The sequence below is a fragment of the Methanohalophilus sp. DAL1 genome, assembly GCF_001683555.1.
Taxonomy (GTDB): Archaea; Halobacteriota; Methanosarcinia; order Methanosarcinales; family Methanosarcinaceae; genus Methanohalophilus; species Methanohalophilus euhalobius.
Window position 1 is genome coordinate 15775 of record NZ_MAFX01000016.1, and the last position, 18210, is coordinate 33984.

20 protein-coding genes and 3 tRNA genes are annotated in these 18210 nt (G+C 42.5%); all 23 read left to right on the forward strand.

Translation table 11 applies throughout. The features are described from left to right. Positions 1-49: 49 nt before the first annotated feature. The 23 genes from A9957_RS04415 to A9957_RS04525 all read left to right on the forward strand — a co-directional run bounded on the left by A9957_RS04415 (position 50) and on the right by A9957_RS04525 (position 18054). Complete coding sequence (locus tag A9957_RS04415) at positions 50-325, forward strand: ferredoxin-thioredoxin reductase catalytic domain-containing protein (protein ID WP_292343312.1); 276 nt, start codon at positions 50-52, stop codon at positions 323-325. Between the two features lie 424 nt (positions 326-749). After that, positions 750-2321, forward strand: coding sequence for a phosphoglycerate dehydrogenase (gene serA / locus A9957_RS04420; protein ID WP_292343313.1), 1572 nt, complete (start codon positions 750-752; stop codon positions 2319-2321). A gap of 24 nt (positions 2322-2345) precedes the next feature. Beyond that, on the forward strand, positions 2346-2828 hold the full coding sequence (locus tag A9957_RS04425) for a hypothetical protein (protein ID WP_072360928.1): 483 nt from the start codon (positions 2346-2348) through the stop codon (positions 2826-2828). After that, positions 2828-3292, forward strand: a complete 465-nt coding sequence (locus tag A9957_RS04430; protein WP_128754617.1) for a DUF2240 family protein — start codon at positions 2828-2830, stop codon at positions 3290-3292. Before A9957_RS04425 ends, A9957_RS04430 begins: the two co-directional genes overlap by 1 nt. A gap of 115 nt (positions 3293-3407) precedes the next feature. Further along, complete coding sequence (locus A9957_RS04435) at positions 3408-3788, forward strand: 50S ribosomal protein L18e (protein WP_072360924.1); 381 nt, start codon at positions 3408-3410, stop codon at positions 3786-3788. Between the two features lie 16 nt (positions 3789-3804). Next, positions 3805-4224 carry a 50S ribosomal protein L13 gene (locus A9957_RS04440; RefSeq protein ID WP_096712413.1) on the forward strand — a complete coding sequence of 140 codons (420 nt, stop codon included), beginning with the start codon at positions 3805-3807 and terminating at the stop codon, positions 4222-4224. Positions 4225-4236: 12 nt separating this feature from the next. Next, a complete protein-coding gene (locus tag A9957_RS04445; RefSeq protein ID WP_072360921.1) occupies positions 4237-4641 on the forward strand; it encodes a 30S ribosomal protein S9 in 405 nt (134 codons plus the stop codon). Between the two features lie 8 nt (positions 4642-4649). Further along, positions 4650-4838, forward strand: a complete 189-nt coding sequence (locus A9957_RS04450; RefSeq protein ID WP_096712414.1) for a DNA-directed RNA polymerase subunit N — start codon at positions 4650-4652, stop codon at positions 4836-4838. After that, a tRNA-Pro gene (locus tag A9957_RS04455) sits at positions 4839-4913 on the forward strand. A 168-nt stretch (positions 4914-5081) separates the two neighbouring features. Next, positions 5082-5264 carry a DNA-directed RNA polymerase subunit K gene (locus A9957_RS04460; RefSeq protein ID WP_096712415.1) on the forward strand — a complete coding sequence of 61 codons (183 nt, stop codon included), beginning with the start codon at positions 5082-5084 and terminating at the stop codon, positions 5262-5264. A 10-nt stretch (positions 5265-5274) separates the two neighbouring features. Next, positions 5275-6003, forward strand: a complete 729-nt coding sequence (rpsB, locus tag A9957_RS04465; RefSeq protein WP_292343314.1) for a 30S ribosomal protein S2 — start codon at positions 5275-5277, stop codon at positions 6001-6003. 80 nt (positions 6004-6083) lie between these two features. After that, positions 6084-6887, forward strand: coding sequence for an MEMO1 family protein (locus A9957_RS04470; RefSeq protein WP_292343317.1), 804 nt, complete (start codon positions 6084-6086; stop codon positions 6885-6887). 25 nt (positions 6888-6912) lie between these two features. Beyond that, a complete protein-coding gene (locus A9957_RS04475) occupies positions 6913-7830 on the forward strand; it encodes a mevalonate kinase (RefSeq protein WP_096712418.1) in 918 nt (305 codons plus the stop codon). Continuing rightward, positions 7823-8602, forward strand: a complete 780-nt coding sequence (locus A9957_RS04480) for an isopentenyl phosphate kinase (protein ID WP_292343315.1) — start codon at positions 7823-7825, stop codon at positions 8600-8602. Before A9957_RS04475 ends, A9957_RS04480 begins: the two co-directional genes overlap by 8 nt. Before the next feature lie 9 nt (positions 8603-8611). Continuing rightward, entirely contained in the window at positions 8612-9709 is a 1098-nt protein-coding gene (gene fni / locus A9957_RS04485; RefSeq protein WP_105460985.1) for a type 2 isopentenyl-diphosphate Delta-isomerase, read from the forward strand. Between the two features lie 61 nt (positions 9710-9770). Then, a complete protein-coding gene (locus A9957_RS04490) occupies positions 9771-11114 on the forward strand; it encodes an RNase J family beta-CASP ribonuclease (RefSeq protein WP_096712421.1) in 1344 nt (447 codons plus the stop codon). A gap of 28 nt (positions 11115-11142) precedes the next feature. Beyond that, a complete protein-coding gene (locus A9957_RS04495; protein WP_292343318.1) occupies positions 11143-12108 on the forward strand; it encodes a polyprenyl synthetase family protein in 966 nt (321 codons plus the stop codon). Between the two features lie 83 nt (positions 12109-12191). After that, positions 12192-13838 (forward strand): type II/IV secretion system ATPase subunit, encoded by a 1647-nt coding sequence (locus tag A9957_RS04500; protein ID WP_292343316.1) that lies wholly within the window; start codon positions 12192-12194, stop codon positions 13836-13838. Between the two features lie 6 nt (positions 13839-13844). Further along, positions 13845-15761, forward strand: a complete 1917-nt coding sequence (locus A9957_RS04505) for a type II secretion system F family protein (RefSeq protein WP_096712423.1) — start codon at positions 13845-13847, stop codon at positions 15759-15761. A 37-nt stretch (positions 15762-15798) separates the two neighbouring features. Continuing rightward, positions 15799-16701 carry a hypothetical protein gene (locus A9957_RS04510; protein WP_128754623.1) on the forward strand — a complete coding sequence of 301 codons (903 nt, stop codon included), beginning with the start codon at positions 15799-15801 and terminating at the stop codon, positions 16699-16701. Positions 16702-16758: 57 nt separating this feature from the next. Beyond that, positions 16759-17787, forward strand: a complete 1029-nt coding sequence (gene amrS / locus A9957_RS04515) for an AmmeMemoRadiSam system radical SAM enzyme (RefSeq protein WP_096712425.1) — start codon at positions 16759-16761, stop codon at positions 17785-17787. 96 nt (positions 17788-17883) lie between these two features. Beyond that, a tRNA-Asn gene (locus A9957_RS04520) sits at positions 17884-17956 on the forward strand. A gap of 20 nt (positions 17957-17976) precedes the next feature. Next, positions 17977-18054 (forward strand) — tRNA-Ile (locus A9957_RS04525). The last annotated feature ends 156 nt before the right edge of the window (positions 18055-18210 follow it).

Genomic DNA, 18210 nt, shown 5'->3' on the forward strand with positions numbered 1-18210 from the left:
TCCCAAATCTTTTTATTTATAATGAACAAACAATGCAAGGAGTGATATTATGAAATTCGAAGATGAACTTGAGATGGAATTCTATGAACGTTCCAAGAAAAACGCTGAAACTACCGGGTACAGACTTAATTCGGACTATGATGTTATCACCACAGCGGTCAAAAATATCGCTAACAATAAGCGCCAGTATGGTGAATGGTACTGTTTCTGCCAGAAAAGAACCGGGGATAAAGAAAAAGATAAGAAGATCATCTGTCCGTGTGCCCGGCGTGCCCGTGATGTCGAGACACGCGGTGCATGCAAGTGTGGATTGTATATCAAGTAATAGAGATTAGAAAATTGCAAGTATGAACAGATCATAATTGAGCTACCTGTTTGATCTTGCAATATTTCTGCTTTTTATGATTGTTACCTGATCGGCTTTTACATGTACATTTTTAGTTCCCCGGGAATTTCACAGAGCCGTTATCAGGCATATCTGGAACTGACAAAAGCGAGTTATCCCTGATTAATAATAGAATATCAACCTTACTGACAATTGCTGTTTGGGTACTCACAATATTTCACTATAAACAGACATTATTCCGAACTCATAATCTGGGGGAAAGTCTGAATGGGTGTGGAAAAATAAACTGTTTATGATGGTTAGATATATTTATATGGATGGTTCAATCTAAAGTCAGTGGTTACCGGCGATTGCCAAACTCACCGGTGTATTACATTATTGTTATCACATGGAGAATATTAATATGAAGGTACTAGTCAGTGATTCGTTATCAGAGGAAGGAGTGGCAAAACTTGAAGAACATTTTGATGTGGAGATTTCAACAGGCCTTTCCGAGGATGAGCTTGTTGAGAAGATAGGAGATTTTGACGCCCTTGTTATACGCAGTGGAACACAGGTTACTGCCAGAGTAATAGAAGCCGCGGATAAACTCAAGATTGTAGGGCGTGCAGGAGTTGGAGTGGATAATATAGACATTCCTGCAGCTACAGAGAAGGGAATCATTGTAGTGAATGCACCGGAAGGGAACATGCTTTCAGCTGCGGAACATACAATTGCAATGATGCTTTCAATGGCGCGCAACATTCCGCAGGCAACTGCTTCACTTAAAGCAGGCAAGTGGGAACGTAAAAAATTTTTAGGTGTTGAGGTAAATGGAAAGACCCTTGGCGTGATAGGCCTGGGCAGGATAGGTGCTGAAGTGGCAAAAAGAGCACAGGGACTTGAAATGAATATCCTTGCCTATGACCCGTTTGTAAACGAAGACAGAGCAAAAGAACTGGGCGTGGAACTGACATCTGTAAGAGACATCGCAAAACGTGCCGATTTCATTACCGTACATACACCCCTGACCAAAGAAACCCGCAATATTCTCGATACTGAAGAATTTGACCTGATGAAACCTAATGCAAGGGTCATTAATTGTGCCCGTGGCGGAATTATCAATGAAGATGCACTGGGAGAGGCTCTCAAAAACGATAAGATCGCGGGTGCTGCTATAGACGTCTTTACAAATGAACCACCTGTAAACTGTTCTTTTGTTGGATTGGACAATGTTGTTGTCACCCCCCATCTTGGTGCATCGACCGAAGAGGCACAGGTCAATGTAGCCGTATCCGTAGCAGAAGAGGTAATATCCGTATTAAATGGCGGACCTGCCCGCAGTACGATCAATATCCCCTCTATAAAACCGGAAATAATGTCCACCATCTATCCCTATCTTGAACTTGCGGAGACCCTGGGAAGTGCAGTATCCCAGCTGATGGACGGCAACTATGAGAAAGTCGAAATTGCCTATAAGGGAGATGTTGCCGGCAAGGATACCCGACATCTTACACTTGCAGCCCTCAAAGGTGTACTGAAGACCATAATGGGTGCTGCTGTAAATTATGTTAATGCTCCTTCAATTGCTAAATCCCGGGACATTGAAGTCGTGGAAAGTAAATCCGAAAGAGTAGAAGAATATTCATCCAGCATAACAATCAAACTCAGCAAGGATTCCATTTCCAAGAGTATTACCGGTACGGTTGTAGAGGATGACTTGAGAATAATCATGATCGACGGGCAGAGGGTAGATCTTGCGCCTTCAGGTTACATGATCGTTTCCAACCACATCAACAGGCCCAATGTAATCGGCCCTTGCTGCATAATACTGGGAAATCATGAGATCAATATTTCCGGCATGCAGGTCGGTCGTGTCCAAATATGTGGGAAGACCATTATGGCATTGAATGTGGATTCCGAAGTATCAGAGGAGATCCTTGAACAAATTCGCCATGTTGATGGTATTATAGATGCCAAACTGGTGTCTCTCTAAGTAAAATAGAATCGACCCAAACACATGATGAAGAAAAGGATTTACCACCGATTCCCGCGCAGGGAGGTCCAGTTTGAGCAAAAGAACCGGTATTATTCGGATTTGCCCTATCTTGTGAAAGTGATGGCTAATACGGATGGCAGGTTCGGTATGTTTGTTACCGAATCTGTTACAAGAAGAGGTTACCGAATACAGGCAAAACGTGAAATCAAAGTTGAAATTGTCATGAATGGTATTGATTTTTCACCATTGAATTATCGTAATGCTGATTCTGTTGTTGGCACAATTGAACCTGAAGGGATGGTGGATTTCCGTATCTCACTGAAATACAGTTATCTGGATGGTGAATATAGCAGGGTTCCTTTCAAAGGTGATGTCTTCCTGGTAAGGGCAATACTTGAAGGGGATGTCCTTACCCTTCGTATCAATCATATTGATGGACCCGGCAGAACCGAATGTGGAAGAATTGCTGATACAATTGTTGAAGAATTAAGACGTGGATCCTGATGGATGAATTGAAGTATGTGGCAGCAGCTCCCTTCAAAAGGAATGAAGGCAGTTCAATGCTGCCACAGGATTTTGAATTTTCTCTCTCCTTTGACCTTAAGTGGATGACACCCGAACAGGCATCCAGAATACTGGATATTGCTTTAAATTCTCATTTGCTTTATATGGAAGATGAGCATTTGCACCCTGCATTTGATCCATCGACAGTTGATATCCCGAGAGGATTCATCCCTTCAAAAGACATCCTGCAACAGGTAACCCTTGTAGATCAGATTCTGGAATACATCGCATCCTGCAGTAATATGGATCTGAAACAGGTAGTATCACTTGTGAATAATCGGCATGAGAATCTTTCAGGTATGGTGGATGTTGAAGTTGCCGCCCTTATTATCGGAAGAGAGCTTGGTTGTGATATGGACAAATTCTATGAAAAGGTCCTGCAAAACGTTTCAATTAACGGTTGACTAATGCACAATCTTTATCTATTAGTAATTTAATTACACCCCACACTCCCTATCTATTCACCATGTTCGAACGCAAATTGTGCGTGAGTGAGAGATATTCTTGCAGAGGGACATTATGAGTAAAAAAACACAAAACAAAATTGAAAGGAAATCAGATCCAAGGGTTCCTTCCCTGATTGTCAGCCTTAAGGAACAGGCACGTCAGGAAGATGCTCCGATCTGGAGAGATATAGCCAGAAGATTGGAAAAACCAAGGAAGAATTATGCCGAGGTAAACCTTAGTAAACTCAACAGGAACGCAACAGAGGGCGAAATTGTTCTTGTTCCGGGAAAGGTACTTGGTGCCGGCACTCTGAAACGCTCCGTGGCTGTTGCAGCGCTTGGTTTCAGTGCATCTGCAAAGGAAAAAATCGCAGAAAATGGCGGCAGATGTGTCACTATTGAAGAGATTATGAACGAAAAACCGGCAGGCTCCGGTATCAGGATCTTGATCTAAAGGCAGGTGTTCTATAATGACAGTTATCGATGCAGATGGACTTATTATGGGAAGGCTTGCAAGCAAGGTTGCACATAGGCTTCTTGCTGGTGAAACCATATCCATAGTCAACGCCGAGAAAGCTATAATCTCTGGAGCAAAAATAGCTACCTACGAAGATTACGAGCACAAAAGGTCACTTGGAAGCCATGAATTTGGCCCATTTTTCCCAAAAAGGGCAGATAGGATACTTAAAAGATCTGTCAGGGGAATGCTCCCATACAAAAGAGCACGTGGTAAAGACGCTTTTGCACGCCTCAGGGTTTATATTGGCATACCTGAAGAATTTGGAAATGCTGAATTAGAGGCTGTAGAAGGAACAAATATCGACCGCCTGAGTACTGCAAAATATATTACCATCGGGGAATTGAGCAGAAAAATGGGTTCAAAATTCTAAGGAGAATCATAAATGACCAACAAAGTTTGTAATACTTCAGGAAAGAAGAAAACAGCCATTGCCCGTGCAACTGTCAGTAAGGGCGTTGGCAAAACCCGTGTTAACAAGAAACCTCTGGAAGTTTTAGAACCAGAATTTGTAAAACTTAAAATCATGGAGCCCCTCATGCTTGCTGAAGATGCCGCATCCGGCATTGATATCGATGTAACAGTAAGCGGAGGCGGAATTATTGGTCAGGCAAATGCAGTGCGTACCGCTATTGCAAGGGGTATTGTAGAGTGGACAAATGACACTGCTCTTCGTGATGCATACATGGCATATGACCGCAGTCTTCTGGTAAACGACTTCAGACAGAAAGAATCCAAGAAATTTGGCGGACCTGGCGCTCGTGCCAGATACCAGAAATCTTACAGGTGAAAGCATAAATGTTACCAGTTCGCTGTTTCACATGTGGCAAGGTAATTGCAAATTGCTGGGAAGATTACAAAAGGCGAGTTGAGCAGGGAGAAGCGCCTGCTGCCGTACTTGATGATCTGGGTATCACCCGCTACTGTTGCAGACGTATGATCCTTGCACACGTTGAACTTATCGATGTAGTTGCACCATACCAGTAAGGGACCGTAGGGTAGGCTGGACCATCCTTCGGCGTTCGGGACGCCGGTACCTGAGTTCGAATCTCAGCGGTCCCATCCCTTTATACTAAAGGAATTGGTAAGTGTATGAATAGTTAGCAAACCACATTCGGAGGGACTCCGAATATCCCTATATATTTCCGATTAATATTGATAAATGGACTTTTCTAGATCCAGTAAATTCCACGTCATCCATCCTATTGTAACTTCTGCCAGGGTGATTAATTGAGCAAAGAGAAATTTACAAAGTATGAACGTGCGAGAATCATTGGAGCCAGGTCCCTACAGATTTCAATGGAAGCTCCTGTACTGATTGATATCGACAGCAATGATTCCTTACAAATCGCTAAGTTTGAATTTGAAAAGGGTGTCATCCCTATTACAGTAAAAAGAGATATTTCATCATGAGGTGAACATTATGGAAGAAGATCAGGTTATTGAAGAAACATTAGATGAACAGATTGAACAAAAGGTGGAGGAGGCTCCTGTAGAAACAGAAACTCCAACTGTCGAAACTACAAAAGAAAAAACTACAGAAACAGCTGATCCGGAAGGTCCTGCACCGGATTCAACTTCCCTTGTTCCGATAGACGAGTATCTTGCATCCGGAGTACACATCGGTACCCAGCAGAAGACACAGGATATGATGAAATTTGTATATCGTGTGCGTACAGATGGACTTTATGTTCTGGACATACAGGCTACAGATAGCAGAATAAGACAGGTCTCTCACTTCCTCTCAAAATACGACCCTGCAAAAATACTGGTCGTGTCCGCAAGGCAGTACGGCCAGTTCCCTGCCAAAATGTTCTCCAAAGCAATTGGAGCAAAATCAATGGTAGGACGTTTTATCCCGGGTACCTTAACCAATCCTTCAATTGAAGGATTCTGCGAGCCCGATGCAATAATGGTTACCGATCCTGCAGGGGATGCTCAGGTAATCAAAGAAGCTGTCAACATCGGAATTCCCGTTATAGGACTTTGTGATACCAATAACATGATATCAAATGTTGATCTAGTAATTCCGACAAACAATAAGGGACGTAAAGCACTTTCCCTCATATACTGGCTTCTTGCAAGGGAAATCTCAAAAGAAAAGGGCATTCCATTCAATTATACCATGGAAGATTTCGAAGCAGGTCTGTAAGTCTCCCGGTTAATTCCGGGAGTAACTTGCTCCCATCCATATCACTTATATAATTATTCCCTCCTAACCGTAAGAGGGGTATTATTATGAGACAGCCAACAGTAGCAGGCCAGTTCTATCCTCTGGGTATCAAACCCCTCAAGAAAGAGCTGAGCCATTGTTTCAAGGATTTGGAATTGGTCAGCGAGGATGCATATGGTATAGTTGTTCCTCATGCAGGATACATGTTTTCAGGCCCGGTGGCGGCTTATGCCTATTCTAAGTTGCCAAAGGCAGACACCTATGTAATATTCGGTCCCAATCATACGGGATATGGATCTGCAGTGGCACTATCAACTCAAACCTGGTCCACTCCTCTGGGAGATATTGAAGCCGATGAGAATATGGGAGAAATGCTTGCAGGATCAATAATCGACATGGATGAAGTTGCCCATATGTACGAACATTCAATCGAGGTCCAGTTGCCTTTCCTGCAGTATCGTTTCGGTGATTCATTCAAAATTCTTCCAATATGCATGGGTTTGCAGGATATAGATACTGCCCGGGAAGTCGGTTTGGAAGTTGCAAAAGCTGCGGAGAAATCCGGGAAGAAAGTGGTGTTTATAGCATCAAGTGACTTCACCCATTACCAGCCACATGAAACCGCAAAAGAGACAGATATGTATCTGATAGACTCACTGTTAAATATGGATGTTGAGGAATTTAACCGCAGACGGGAAGAACTTTCCGCAACTGCATGTGGATATGGACCCATTGTAGCAATGTATACTGCAGCAGAATATATGGGAGCAAACACTGCAGAATTACTGAAATATGCTACAAGCGGAGATATGACCGGGGATTATTCAGCAGTTGTTGGATATGCAGCCATACTTGTGAAATGATCCAGTAAAGGGAAAAAGAGTTCATATGATAACCTGTTCAGCACCGGCAAAGGTGTACCTTTTTGGGGAACACGCCGTCGTTTATAATGAGTCGGCTATTTGCTGTGCTGTAAATATTCGTACCAGGGTAAATATTGAATATTCAGAAAATATTGTGATCAATTCATCCCTTGGGACTACAGGTATTGATTATGAAATTCATCCCTATGTATCTGCCGTTGTGGAAAAAATAAGAAAAAAATCGCCATATAGAGGAGTATCAATATCCATTGAATCGGATATCCCTGTGGGCTCAGGGCTTGGCTCCTCTGCGGCGGTAGTTGTGGCCACGATTTGTGCTTTTAACAATCTTTTAAAACTTGGAATGGATAAGGAATCCATAGCATCCTTTGGACATTCAATCGAAAAAGAAATACAGGGAGCTGCAAGTGCTACGGACACCTATGTATCTACAATGGGTGGGACCGTTGCAATACCTGCACGACAGCATCTGAAAAATCCCCTATGTAACCTGATAATAGGTAACACCAATGTGTTTTCCTCCACAGGACAACTTGTAGCGAAAGTCGCATCTCTTAAAAGTATATATCCGGAAGTTATCACCCCCATTCTTTCTACTATAGGAAAAGCGTCTTTGAGAGGAGAAAGCCTTCTGGAAAATGAGGATTACAGGTCACTTGGGGAACTTATGAATGTAAATCAGGGTTTACTTGAAGCAATCGGTGTGGGTTGTGATGAACTTTCCAGACTTATCCACTCAAGCAGAACTGCCGGTGCACTTGGTGCCAAGATTACCGGAGCAGGAGGCGGTGGATGTATGGTTGCCCTTGCAGAAAATGAGAATATTGATGCCATATCCAGAGAGATCAAAAATGCCGGCGGAATCCCCATCGTAACAGGAGTTACGGATTCAGGTGTAAGGGTGGATTTTGATAATGAATGAGAAAACTAACGATATTACCGTATTGAAAATCGGCGGTAGTGTCATCACGGACAAGAGCAGTGATGAAGGAGTAGCCAAAGAAAAATCTATAATGCGAATTGCCCGTGAAATTTCTTTCTTTGAAGGTCGTCTTATTATTGTACATGGTGCCGGTTCATTCGGCCATCCCCAGGCACAACGGTACGCCCTTGCAGACAAATTTTCCGCGGAAGGCTCCGCAGTCACCCACAGATCGGTCGCCTCATTAAATGAATCGTTTGTAAATGCTCTTGCACAAAGGAATGTTAATGCAGTAGGAGTACATCCCATGGGATGTGTTGTAGCAAAGAACGGGCGCATATCCGAATCATTCCTCCCTGCACTGCAAATGATGCTTGAAAAAGGAATTACACCGGTACTTCATGGCGATGTTGTAATGGACACTATAAAAGGTTCTTCAGTAATCTCCGGGGATCAGATAGTTCCTTATCTTGCTTCAAAACTCAATGCATACAGGATAGGTGTGGGAAGCGCAGAAGATGGCGTACTTGATGAACATGGCCATCCCATTCCACTAATTACTCCGGATAATTTTGAAGTTGCCAGTAGGCATATAGGAGGATCGGAGAATACCGATGTAACCGGCGGAATGCTGGGCAAGGTAAAAGAGATGCTTGAGATGTCCCGGCAAACCAAAGTACCTTCTTACATCTTCAATGCCAATGCATGCGGTAATGTAATGAGTTTTCTGAGAGGGGAAATGATAGGTACTGTAATTAAAGACAAGGCTTGAATAATTGGGATTTTTATGAGTACTTCCAGCAGAAAACTAGAACATATGCAACTTTGTGCCCAGCAACAGGTTGAATCCAGAAAAGCCGGACCAGGATTTAAGGACGTAAAACTTGTCCACCGTGCACTCCCGGAGATGGACATGGATTCAATGGATATTTCCACGAGTTTTCTGGGAAAAAAACTGGATGCACCTTTCATGATAGCCTCTATTACAGGCGGCCATCCCGATACGACACCGGTAAATGCGGCACTTGCAGAAGCCGCCGAAGAAACCGGTATTGGAATAGGTGTAGGAAGCCAGAGAGCTGCCATAGAAGATACGGTTCAGGAAGAATCATTCAGTGTAGTAAGGGATAAGGCTCCTAATGCTTTTGTTTATGGTAACATTGGAGCGGCCCAGGTCAAGGAATACGGTATAGAAGGTGCAGAAAAACTTGTTGAAATGCTTGATGCTGATGCCCTCGCTGTACACTTGAATTTCCTTCAGGAAGCAATTCAACCCGAAGGTGACAGGGATGCCACCGGATGTATTGGAGCAATCGAAGAGATATGTTCAATCGATGTACCAATTATAGTAAAAGAAACCGGGGCAGGTATTTCCCGGGAAGATGCCCTGCTATTGAAAGAAGCCGGAGTAGCGGCTATCGATGTGGGCGGTGCCGGTGGGACCAGCTGGGCCGGTGTGGAAGTTTATCGTGCCAAACAGAGAGGAGACCGTATTTCTGGCCATCTAGGAGAACTTTTCTGGGATTTTGGAATTCCAACTATCCCCTCCCTGATTGAATGTCGTGTGTCTCTTCCTCTCATAGCTACAGGGGGCGTACGTACCGGACTTGATATTGCCAAATCCCTTGCAATTGGAGCAAACCTGGCCAGTGCAGCCCTGCCTTTCGTGGCCCCAGCCCTTAAAGAAGGGGATTCTGTAAAACAACGTCTTGAATTAATGTTTGAGGAACTGAAAGTTGCAATGTTCCTCTGTGGCTGTCCTGATATTGAAAGCCTGCGGACCTCATCGTCCGTGGTGTTTCAGGGTGAGACCCTTGAATACCTGGACCAGCGAGGCTTTGACATCCGCGATATTGAATTACGTTCTAAATTACTTTGAGATTATTACTGAATCAAGATCATTAAATTAAGAAATTGAAAATCATTAAAGAGGACTATATATGACAGAACTAGGGATTGTTGCAGTAGGCGGTTACAATGAAATGGGCCGTAACATGACTGCCATAAGAGTTGATGACAAGATCATCATAATTGACATGGGACTACGTCTGGATAGGGTGCAAATCCATGAGGACGTAGAAATTGATAAAATGCATTCTCTTGAGTTAATTGAGATGGGTGCTATCCCTGACGACACAATAATGAAAGAGATTGACGGGAATGTATGTGCAATTGTTTGCACACACGGCCACCTTGATCACATAGGTGCTATTTCAAAACTGGCACACAGATATGCAGCTCCGATAATCGGAACGCCGTACACCTCTGCCCTGATACAACACCAGATCGATTCTGAACGCAAATTTGGAGTGAAGAACAGGATAATATCCGTAAAGGCCGGCGGCACATATCAGGTTAGTGATGAGGTCTCAATCGAAATGATAAGGGCCCAGCACAGTATCATAGATGCGGTATTCGTTGCAGTCCATACTCCCAGGGGTGCCATTTTGTATGCATGCGATTTTAAACTCGATCGTACACCTACCCTCGGAGAACCTCCGGCATTTGACAGGTTAAGGGAACTTGGCAAGGAAGGTGTTGTGGCCATGATTGCCGAAAGTACAAATGCGACAAGGGCAGGTAAAACCCCTTCCGAAAGAATAGCCCATGATATGGTTCGTGATGTATTGCTTGGAACGGAAGAATCCGATGTGGGCATGATAATAACCACTTTCGCATCCCATATTGCCCGTCTGAATTCTATAATGCAGTTTGCAACAGAAATGAAGAGGACCCCAATCCTGCTTGGACGCTCTATGGACAGATATGTGAATACTGCCCGTGAACTGGGATACATCGAACTTCCGAAGAAAACAGAAATATACGGTAACCGCAAAGATATTGACAAGGCATTCAAGAAGATAATGGAGAAAGGTAAGGACAAATACCTCCCAATCGTTACAGGCCACCAGGGTGAACCGGGTGCAATTCTTTCCAGGGTTGCCAATGGTGATACTGCCTATAAAATAGAATCCGGAGATAAGGTAATTTTCTCAGCAAACACAATCCCTACCCCGATGACACAGGCAAACAGGTATGCTCTTGAGACAAAACTCAAAATGAAAGGAGCACGTTTGTATGACAATGTCCATGTTTCCGGACATGCATACCGTGAAGACCACTGGGAATTAATAAGACTCGTCAATCCTGAAAATGTAATTCCTGCACACGGCAACATCGACATGCACAGTGCCTATATTGAAATGGCTGAAGATGCAGGCTATGAACTTGGTCACACACTTCATCTATTGAGAAACGGAGAAGAATTATATCTTGAAGATTAAAACTGCAATCATAATTGGTTGGGATAATATGGATTTAATTGATGAATTGAAAAAACGCAGTACCCTGGTCGATGAATCTATAGAGGAATTTTTGCCCATCGACCACCCGGAGGAATTGTACCGTGCAACGCGGTACCTTCCGGATGCCGGAGGGAAAAGACTTCGCCCGGCAATCCTCATGCTTTCTGCTGAAGCAGTGGGTGGAGATTCTGATTCCGTGCTTCCTGCTGCTGTTGCCCTTGAACTTATCCATAATTTCACACTTATACACGATGACATTATGGATAGGGATGATATTCGCCGCGGAATGGCGGCACTTCATGTGAAATGGGGTACTGCAGGAGCAATTCTGGCCGGTGACACCCTTTATTCCCGTGCCTTTGAGATCATTTCGAAAATGGATGCCGACCCACAGAAATTACTCAAATGTGTGGCCTTATTGTCCCGTACCTGTACCGAAATCTGTGAAGGGCAGTGGCTGGATGTTGATTTCGAAAAAAGGGATGTTGTGGATGTGGCCGAATATCTGGAAATGATAGAAAACAAAACATCTGTGCTTTATGGTGCTGCTGCCAAAGTGGGTGCTATCCTTGGAGGAGCATCCGATGAAGTTGCTGATGCAATGTACGAATTCGGCCGCCTTACAGGCATCAGTTTCCAGATACATGATGATGTTATTGATCTGGTTACTCCGGAGGAAATTCTGGGTAAATCTAGAGGTAGTGACCTGAAAGAAGGCAAAAAGACCCTTATTGCACTTCATGCCCTGAATAATGGCGTTGAACTGGAATGCTTTGGCAAAGCTGATGCTACCCAGGATGAAATCGACAGTGCAGTCGCAAAACTGGAAGAATCAGGAACCCTTGCCTATGTCAGGGAAATGGCTGATAACTATCTTGAGGATGGTAAAAGCAAACTTGGTTTGCTGGAAGATTCTCCGGCTAAAGAAACATTGATTGAAATTGCCGATTATATGGTCAGTAGAGAATACTGACCACTATTTTTGTGAAAATTTATATATATATTATTCTCCCAATTGTAACCTGAGTTATACTTTATTCTTTCAAGGAGAATGGTATGAAAGACTTGGCGCATAGGATAGAAGATTATAATCAGGCATGCCTATATAACAGGTCTTTTCTCCATAAATTACAGTTTTGGAAAGGAGAGCCTGAAACACTACCTGCTTATGAGACTGGTATTCATGGTGACCTGGTAGATTTTGAGATTCCAGGAGGATATGAGGAAATTGAACGCTATTGGGTTGATGAACCCTATGTCTTCGTAAGCATTCTCAAAAGACTGGGTATATACCGTTATGTGGTTGTGGAACCTTCACTTTCTGTGTATGAGAAAGATATTCTGGAGCGCACCTATAGCGATCTGAAAGATGTTCTCACAATCGATGAAACACCGTGTGCCGATGCAGACAGGGATATTATCCTTGTTTCAAAGGCACTTTCCCTTTTCAAACGTTACCATATTCCGCTGGAGGTTTCTTCTAAATACAGGATCCTTTACTACCTGAGGCGTAATTTTCTGGGATTTGGAAAAATCAATCCTCTTATGATGGATACTGATATTGAAGATATTTCATGTGACGGGGTAGATATTCCCATATATCTTTATCACCGAAAATATCTGAATATCGAAACAAATATTTCATATACTGAAGACAAACTTAACTCTTTTGTGATTACTCTCTGCCAGCGATCAGGAAAACACATCTCAGTAAGTGAACCGCTTGTTGATGCTACTCTTAACGACGGATCGAGACTGCAGGCTACCCTGGGCAAGGAAATTACTACCAGGGGCAGTTCTTTTAGTATACGTAAGTTCAGGGGAGACCCGATTACTCCTGTAGATCTTATCAATTTCGGAACCTGTAATCTGGAAATGATGGTATACTTCTGGCTGGCAATTGAAAACGGTTTCAGTGCCATTTTTGCAGGAGGAACGGCTTCGGGTAAAACCACAATGCTTAACGCGATCTCATTGTTCATGCCACCGCTTTCCAAAATAGTGTCCATCGAGGATACCAGGGAAATCATGATGTACCATGACAACTGGATAGCAAGTGTTACCAGGGATTCTATAGGCAGAAGCGGAGCTGGAGAGGTTTCAATGTATGACCTTCTCAAATCTGCTCTCCGCCAGAGACCAGAAACCCTGATTGTAGGAGAAGTCAGAGGCAAGGAAGCTCTTATACTTTTCCAGGCCCTTTCAACCGGGCATACAACCTATTCCACAATACATGCGGGGGATGTGCAGACAGTGGTTAACAGACTTGAAAATGAACCTATCAATGTACCGCATGCAATGCTCCAGTCCCTGGACATCCTCTGTATACAAAGACAGGTATACGTGGATGATAAAAGAGTACGCAGACTGGATAACCTGGTCGAATTTACAGGAATTGATCCCAAGAGCGGAGATATAAGAATCAATGAATTATACCAGTGGGATTCTACCAAAGATGAATTTTTACACAATGGGCAATCCAATGTATTAAAACTCATCGTGCAGAAAAAAGGTTGGTCTGCCCATAAATTGCGGGAAGAAACGCAGAATCGCCATATGATCCTGGAATATCTTCTGGACCATGACATCAGAGATTACATAAGCATTTCACTACTGGTGAAAACCTATGCAACATCTCCTGAAATCGTGCTGGATGCAATTGAAAATGATGCTCTTGTAGACCTGCTGCAGCAGGAAAGGTGATTTTTGATGATGCCTTTTCAGGATATTGCATACAGGTTATTCGGTAAACACGCATTCCAAAAAAAAGATGAGTATCCGAAATTATGTCATTCCCTGAAAAGTGCACGTTTTGCCATTCCTGCAGATCAGTATATATCAACAGGATATCTCTATTCCCTAATTTCTTTTTGCGTCACAGGTATTATATTTTATTTTATTGCATCGCGCCTTTTCGAAATTCTTGATCTATCCATCATCGATGATATGCGCATAATTGCTCTTCTATCATCCATGATTATAGCCCTCTTATTTTCCACGATTCTGTTTAATATCCAGATGAAACTCCCGCTCCTCTGGGCAAGTAATCGCAAGGCTTACCTTGACCAATCATTAACCCACGCTGTAGCATACCTGTACGCATTGAGCAAAGGTGGGGGGATGAGTCTTTTTGATATATTTAAATCATTAAGCCAGCAGAGGCATATTTATGGAGTCGCTGCAGATGAATTTGGATACATAGTCAGGGATATGGAATACTTTGGCTATGACATGCTCACAGCACTGAAAAATGCAAAAGAGAATTCTCCCTCTGAAAAATATAAGAATTTCCTGGATGGCATGCTCTCAATTATTTCCAGTGGGGGAGATGTTATTTCATATCTAAAAAATAAAAGTGAACAATATCGTTTTCTTGCAATCAGGGAACAGAAGACCTTCCTTGAAACACTCGCAATACTTGCGGAAGTTTATGTAACAGTATTCGTAGTGGGCCCTGTTTTTCTCATAACGATACTTATCGTATTGGGCTTTATGGGATCGAATTCATTAGACGTACTGTACATTTTAGTTTATGTCCTCATACCGATAGGCACAGTTTTATTCATAGTTTTCTTATCCACAATATCGGATAACCTGGAAGGAAGAAGCATTCAAACTTCACAGCAAATTTTCAATGAATTTGATAATGTCAGAGTGAATGAATATACAACTATCGATGAAAAGATGTTGAAAAAAATTTCCTGGAACTGCACGATATATAACATTATTGATAAAGTAAGTAATCCTATTAAGTGGTTGACCCGTAAACCTCATTATTCTTTAATATTGAGTATTCCTGCAGGTCTGATTTGCATATTATATGGAAACCTGACCATATTGTCATCACTCGATTTTTCAAGCATCAGTTTAAGTTACATCAATGTAGAGGCAGCTGCTGCAATCGATGATTACATTGTGTTTGCATTTATTATCATAAGTGTTCCTTTTATTGTATTTTATGAATCAAAGAGAAGATGGGTTTTGAAAGTTGAAAATGAAATGCCCGAATTCTTGAAAAGACTTGCAAGTATCAATGAAGCAGGAATTCGCCTCTCCAGCGCAATATCCCTGGTTTCACGTTCAAAAATCGGAGTCTTGAATACAGAAATTAAAAGAATGGCTTCCCATCTTTCCTGGGGTGGCAATCTTGAGGAAGTTCTCAAAAAGTTTGAATACAGGGTCAGGACTGAATTTAACAGCCGAATTATTACTTTAATCATACGGGCCAGCGAATCTACAAGCGATGTTATCAGTGTACTCAACATCGCTGCATCAGAAGCCGATATGCAGAATCAGCTCAAAAAGGAACGCTCAGCTGAAATGACAGTATATGTATTCATAGTCTATATCGCTTTTCTGGTGTTTCTTTTCATTGTTTATGTGCTTGCTGCCTACTTCCTTCCGGCAGTACCTTCTTCTGCGGGAGATGCAGTGGCAGGCATGCCTTTGAATATTCAATTTGACATGGATGCCTATATATTGCTTTTCTTCCATGCATCCCTTATACAGGGCGTGTGTTCCGGGCTGGTTGCCGGGAAGATGGGGTCTGGCAGTGTTTTGGCGGGCGTGAAACATTCACTGTTCCTGGTATTGATAGCTTATATCACCTTTACACAATTCATCTAAAACAGGATAAACATGTAAGCAGGAGTAATGGAACTATATGAATTCAGTGAAACAGTTTTTCAAATCCGAATCTGCAGTATCAACAGTAGTTTCATTTGTCCTTTTACTGGGCCTTTTTGTGACAGTACTGGCTGTCTTTAATGCTCATTACATACCTGAATGGAAAGCAGATGCTGAAAAAGCCCATATGGATGATGTCTATGATGACATGTCCCAGTTAAAAGCCCGGGCCGATATGCTTTCCCTTGCCAGTTCCCTTGATGAAGATAGCACTGTTTCTTTGAGTATACCCATTAAGATGGGAGGAGGAGATATTCCCATAGTGGGTCCCACCAAATCAAGTGGCGTACTGTCGGTGAATGATGATGATAATTTCAGGATCAGTATTGAAGGATTGAATACTACAAATTCTACAAATCAGTTAGTAATTTCTGATTCTTATTTTCCTGGTAATATTCGTTATGCTTCAAATAATGGTTATTACGTTGACCAAACCTTTGCCTATGAAAACGGTGCTGTGATCGTGTCACAAAGGGAAAGATCCCTTATGAAAATGGACCCGTCCATTTCAATTAAAAACCAATCTGGAACCCTATTAAAAGTTGATTTAACGCTAATGGAAATTACCGGGGATAGGGTAGTGATTACCAGCAACGGTATTGAAGAAGTTAAACTTACAGGTAATGATTGGGTTGAGGAGTTTAATTCAACTAAAAATGAGTCTCTTACCAACCTTACAATTTCTATGAATACCAGTTATCCTTCAGCATGGGCAAAATATCTCAATGACTCTGCTAAAAGTGAAGATCTTGCTTACCCAAGCGACTATAATGTTGATGAAGGCGAAGATTATGTAATCTTCAATTTAAATTCATCAGATAGCAATATCGATTTTCATCTTAACAAGGCAACAGTGGATGCAAGGGTTGGAACATTCTAATCTATTGGCAGATAGTTTTTTATCATTCAAAGTACCCAGTTAAACGGGGGTATAAGTTTGTTAAAAGAAGCTATGTTCTATGAGCAACTTGAGGATAAAAAGGTACGTTGCAATTTATGTAATCACAGGTGTCGTATAGCAGAAGGTAAAACCGGTATTTGCAGGGTGCGACAGAATAAGGAAGGGAAACTGTATAGCCTGATCTATAATACGGTTTCAAGTGAAGCCGTTGATCCTATCGAAAAGAAGCCCTTATTCCATTTCTATCCGGGCACTTACTCCTATTCACTTGGAACCATTGGCTGTAATTTCCGCTGTAAATATTGCCAGAACTGGACCATATCGCAGGTTAACCTGGACGAAGCACAATCGGTGGAAATTACCCCTGAGCAGGCAATCGATCGAGCTCTTGCAGCAGATTGCAAGAGTATTGCCTGGACCTACAATGAACCGACTATATGGTACGAATATACCTATGACAGTGCAAAGCTTGCTAAAGAGGCAGGTCTGGCTACGGTTTATGTGACAAACGGCTATATCACACCGGAAGCATTGAAGCATATAGCCCCTTATCTGGATGCTTTCCGGGTTGATATCAAGGCGTTTACAGAAAAATTCTATCATGAACTCACTTCTGCTCATTTGCAACCCGTTCTCGATTCAGCCAAACTGGCCCGTGAACTGGGAATGCATGTGGAAGTGGTGTATCTGGTGATTCCCACATTCAATGATTCAAGGGATGAATTGAGGGATGTTTGCCGATGGATAGTGGAAAACCTGGGTAAAGAAACACCGGTTCATTTCACACGTTTTCATCCAAACTATAAACTCCAGAATGTTTCTCCAACACCTGTTGAGACTCTAGACCAGGCCTATGAAATAGCAACTAAGGAAGGACTGGAATATGTATATCTGGGCAATGTTTTGTCCTCTAAATATGAGCATACGTTCTGCCCTTCCTGCGGTAATATGATTATAGGAAGGGGTGTTTTTGATGTGGAAGAAAGTCATCTGACAGAGGATAACAAATGTGAATACTGTGGTGCATCCATTCCTATCTCCGGTAAATATGGGGGTTACCTGTAAAATCCTCTGATGTAACCCCTTTTTTGCCGGCGTCAAACAAAAAGTTTAAATCAGATTGATGCATTAGAAGCGCTCGCGACAAGTCGCATGCAATGTGCCGCCATAACTCAGTTGGTAGAGTGTCTGGCTGTTAACCAGAATGTCACAGGTTCGAGCCCTGTTGGCGGCGCTCCTTTCATCATTTTCTATGGGCCTATAGCTTAGTCTGGTTAGAGCGCTCGGCTCATAACCGAGCGATCACCGGTTCGAATCCGGTTAGGCCCACCACAATATTTTGTCAATTCCAAAATTTCAATGCTTTCATTAGAACATCTTTTTTAGTACCGCAGCAGGCACATCCCTATTTCAGAAAAATGAAACCCTTTTTGGTGAAATGAAACAGGAATCAGGGATAATATAGACATTCAGCAACTTTCGATGGGC

Bases quoted from the DNA above. Each gene is read 5' to 3' on its own strand.
- A9957_RS04415 (WP_292343312.1), top strand. From the start codon at position 50: ATGAAATTCGAAGATGAACTTGAGATGGAATTCTATGAACGTTCCAAG.
- serA (WP_292343313.1), top strand. From the start codon at position 750: ATGAAGGTACTAGTCAGTGATTCGTTATCAGAGGAAGGAGTGGCAAAA.
- A9957_RS04425 (WP_072360928.1), top strand. From the start codon at position 2,346: ATGATGAAGAAAAGGATTTACCACCGATTCCCGCGCAGGGAGGTCCAG.
- A9957_RS04430 (WP_128754617.1), top strand. From the start codon at position 2,828: ATGGATGAATTGAAGTATGTGGCAGCAGCTCCCTTCAAAAGGAATGAA.
- A9957_RS04435 (WP_072360924.1), top strand. From the start codon at position 3,408: ATGAGTAAAAAAACACAAAACAAAATTGAAAGGAAATCAGATCCAAGG.
- A9957_RS04440 (WP_096712413.1), top strand. From the start codon at position 3,805: ATGACAGTTATCGATGCAGATGGACTTATTATGGGAAGGCTTGCAAGC.
- A9957_RS04445 (WP_072360921.1), top strand. From the start codon at position 4,237: ATGACCAACAAAGTTTGTAATACTTCAGGAAAGAAGAAAACAGCCATT.
- A9957_RS04450 (WP_096712414.1), top strand. From the start codon at position 4,650: ATGTTACCAGTTCGCTGTTTCACATGTGGCAAGGTAATTGCAAATTGC.
- rpsB (WP_292343314.1), top strand. From the start codon at position 5,275: ATGGAAGAAGATCAGGTTATTGAAGAAACATTAGATGAACAGATTGAA.
- A9957_RS04475 (WP_096712418.1), top strand. From the start codon at position 6,913: ATGATAACCTGTTCAGCACCGGCAAAGGTGTACCTTTTTGGGGAACAC.
- A9957_RS04480 (WP_292343315.1), top strand. From the start codon at position 7,823: ATGAATGAGAAAACTAACGATATTACCGTATTGAAAATCGGCGGTAGT.
- A9957_RS04490 (WP_096712421.1), top strand. From the start codon at position 9,771: ATGACAGAACTAGGGATTGTTGCAGTAGGCGGTTACAATGAAATGGGC.
- A9957_RS04495 (WP_292343318.1), top strand. From the start codon at position 11,143: ATGGATTTAATTGATGAATTGAAAAAACGCAGTACCCTGGTCGATGAA.
- A9957_RS04500 (WP_292343316.1), top strand. From the start codon at position 12,192: ATGAAAGACTTGGCGCATAGGATAGAAGATTATAATCAGGCATGCCTA.
- A9957_RS04505 (WP_096712423.1), top strand. From the start codon at position 13,845: ATGATGCCTTTTCAGGATATTGCATACAGGTTATTCGGTAAACACGCA.
- A9957_RS04510 (WP_128754623.1), top strand. From the start codon at position 15,799: ATGAATTCAGTGAAACAGTTTTTCAAATCCGAATCTGCAGTATCAACA.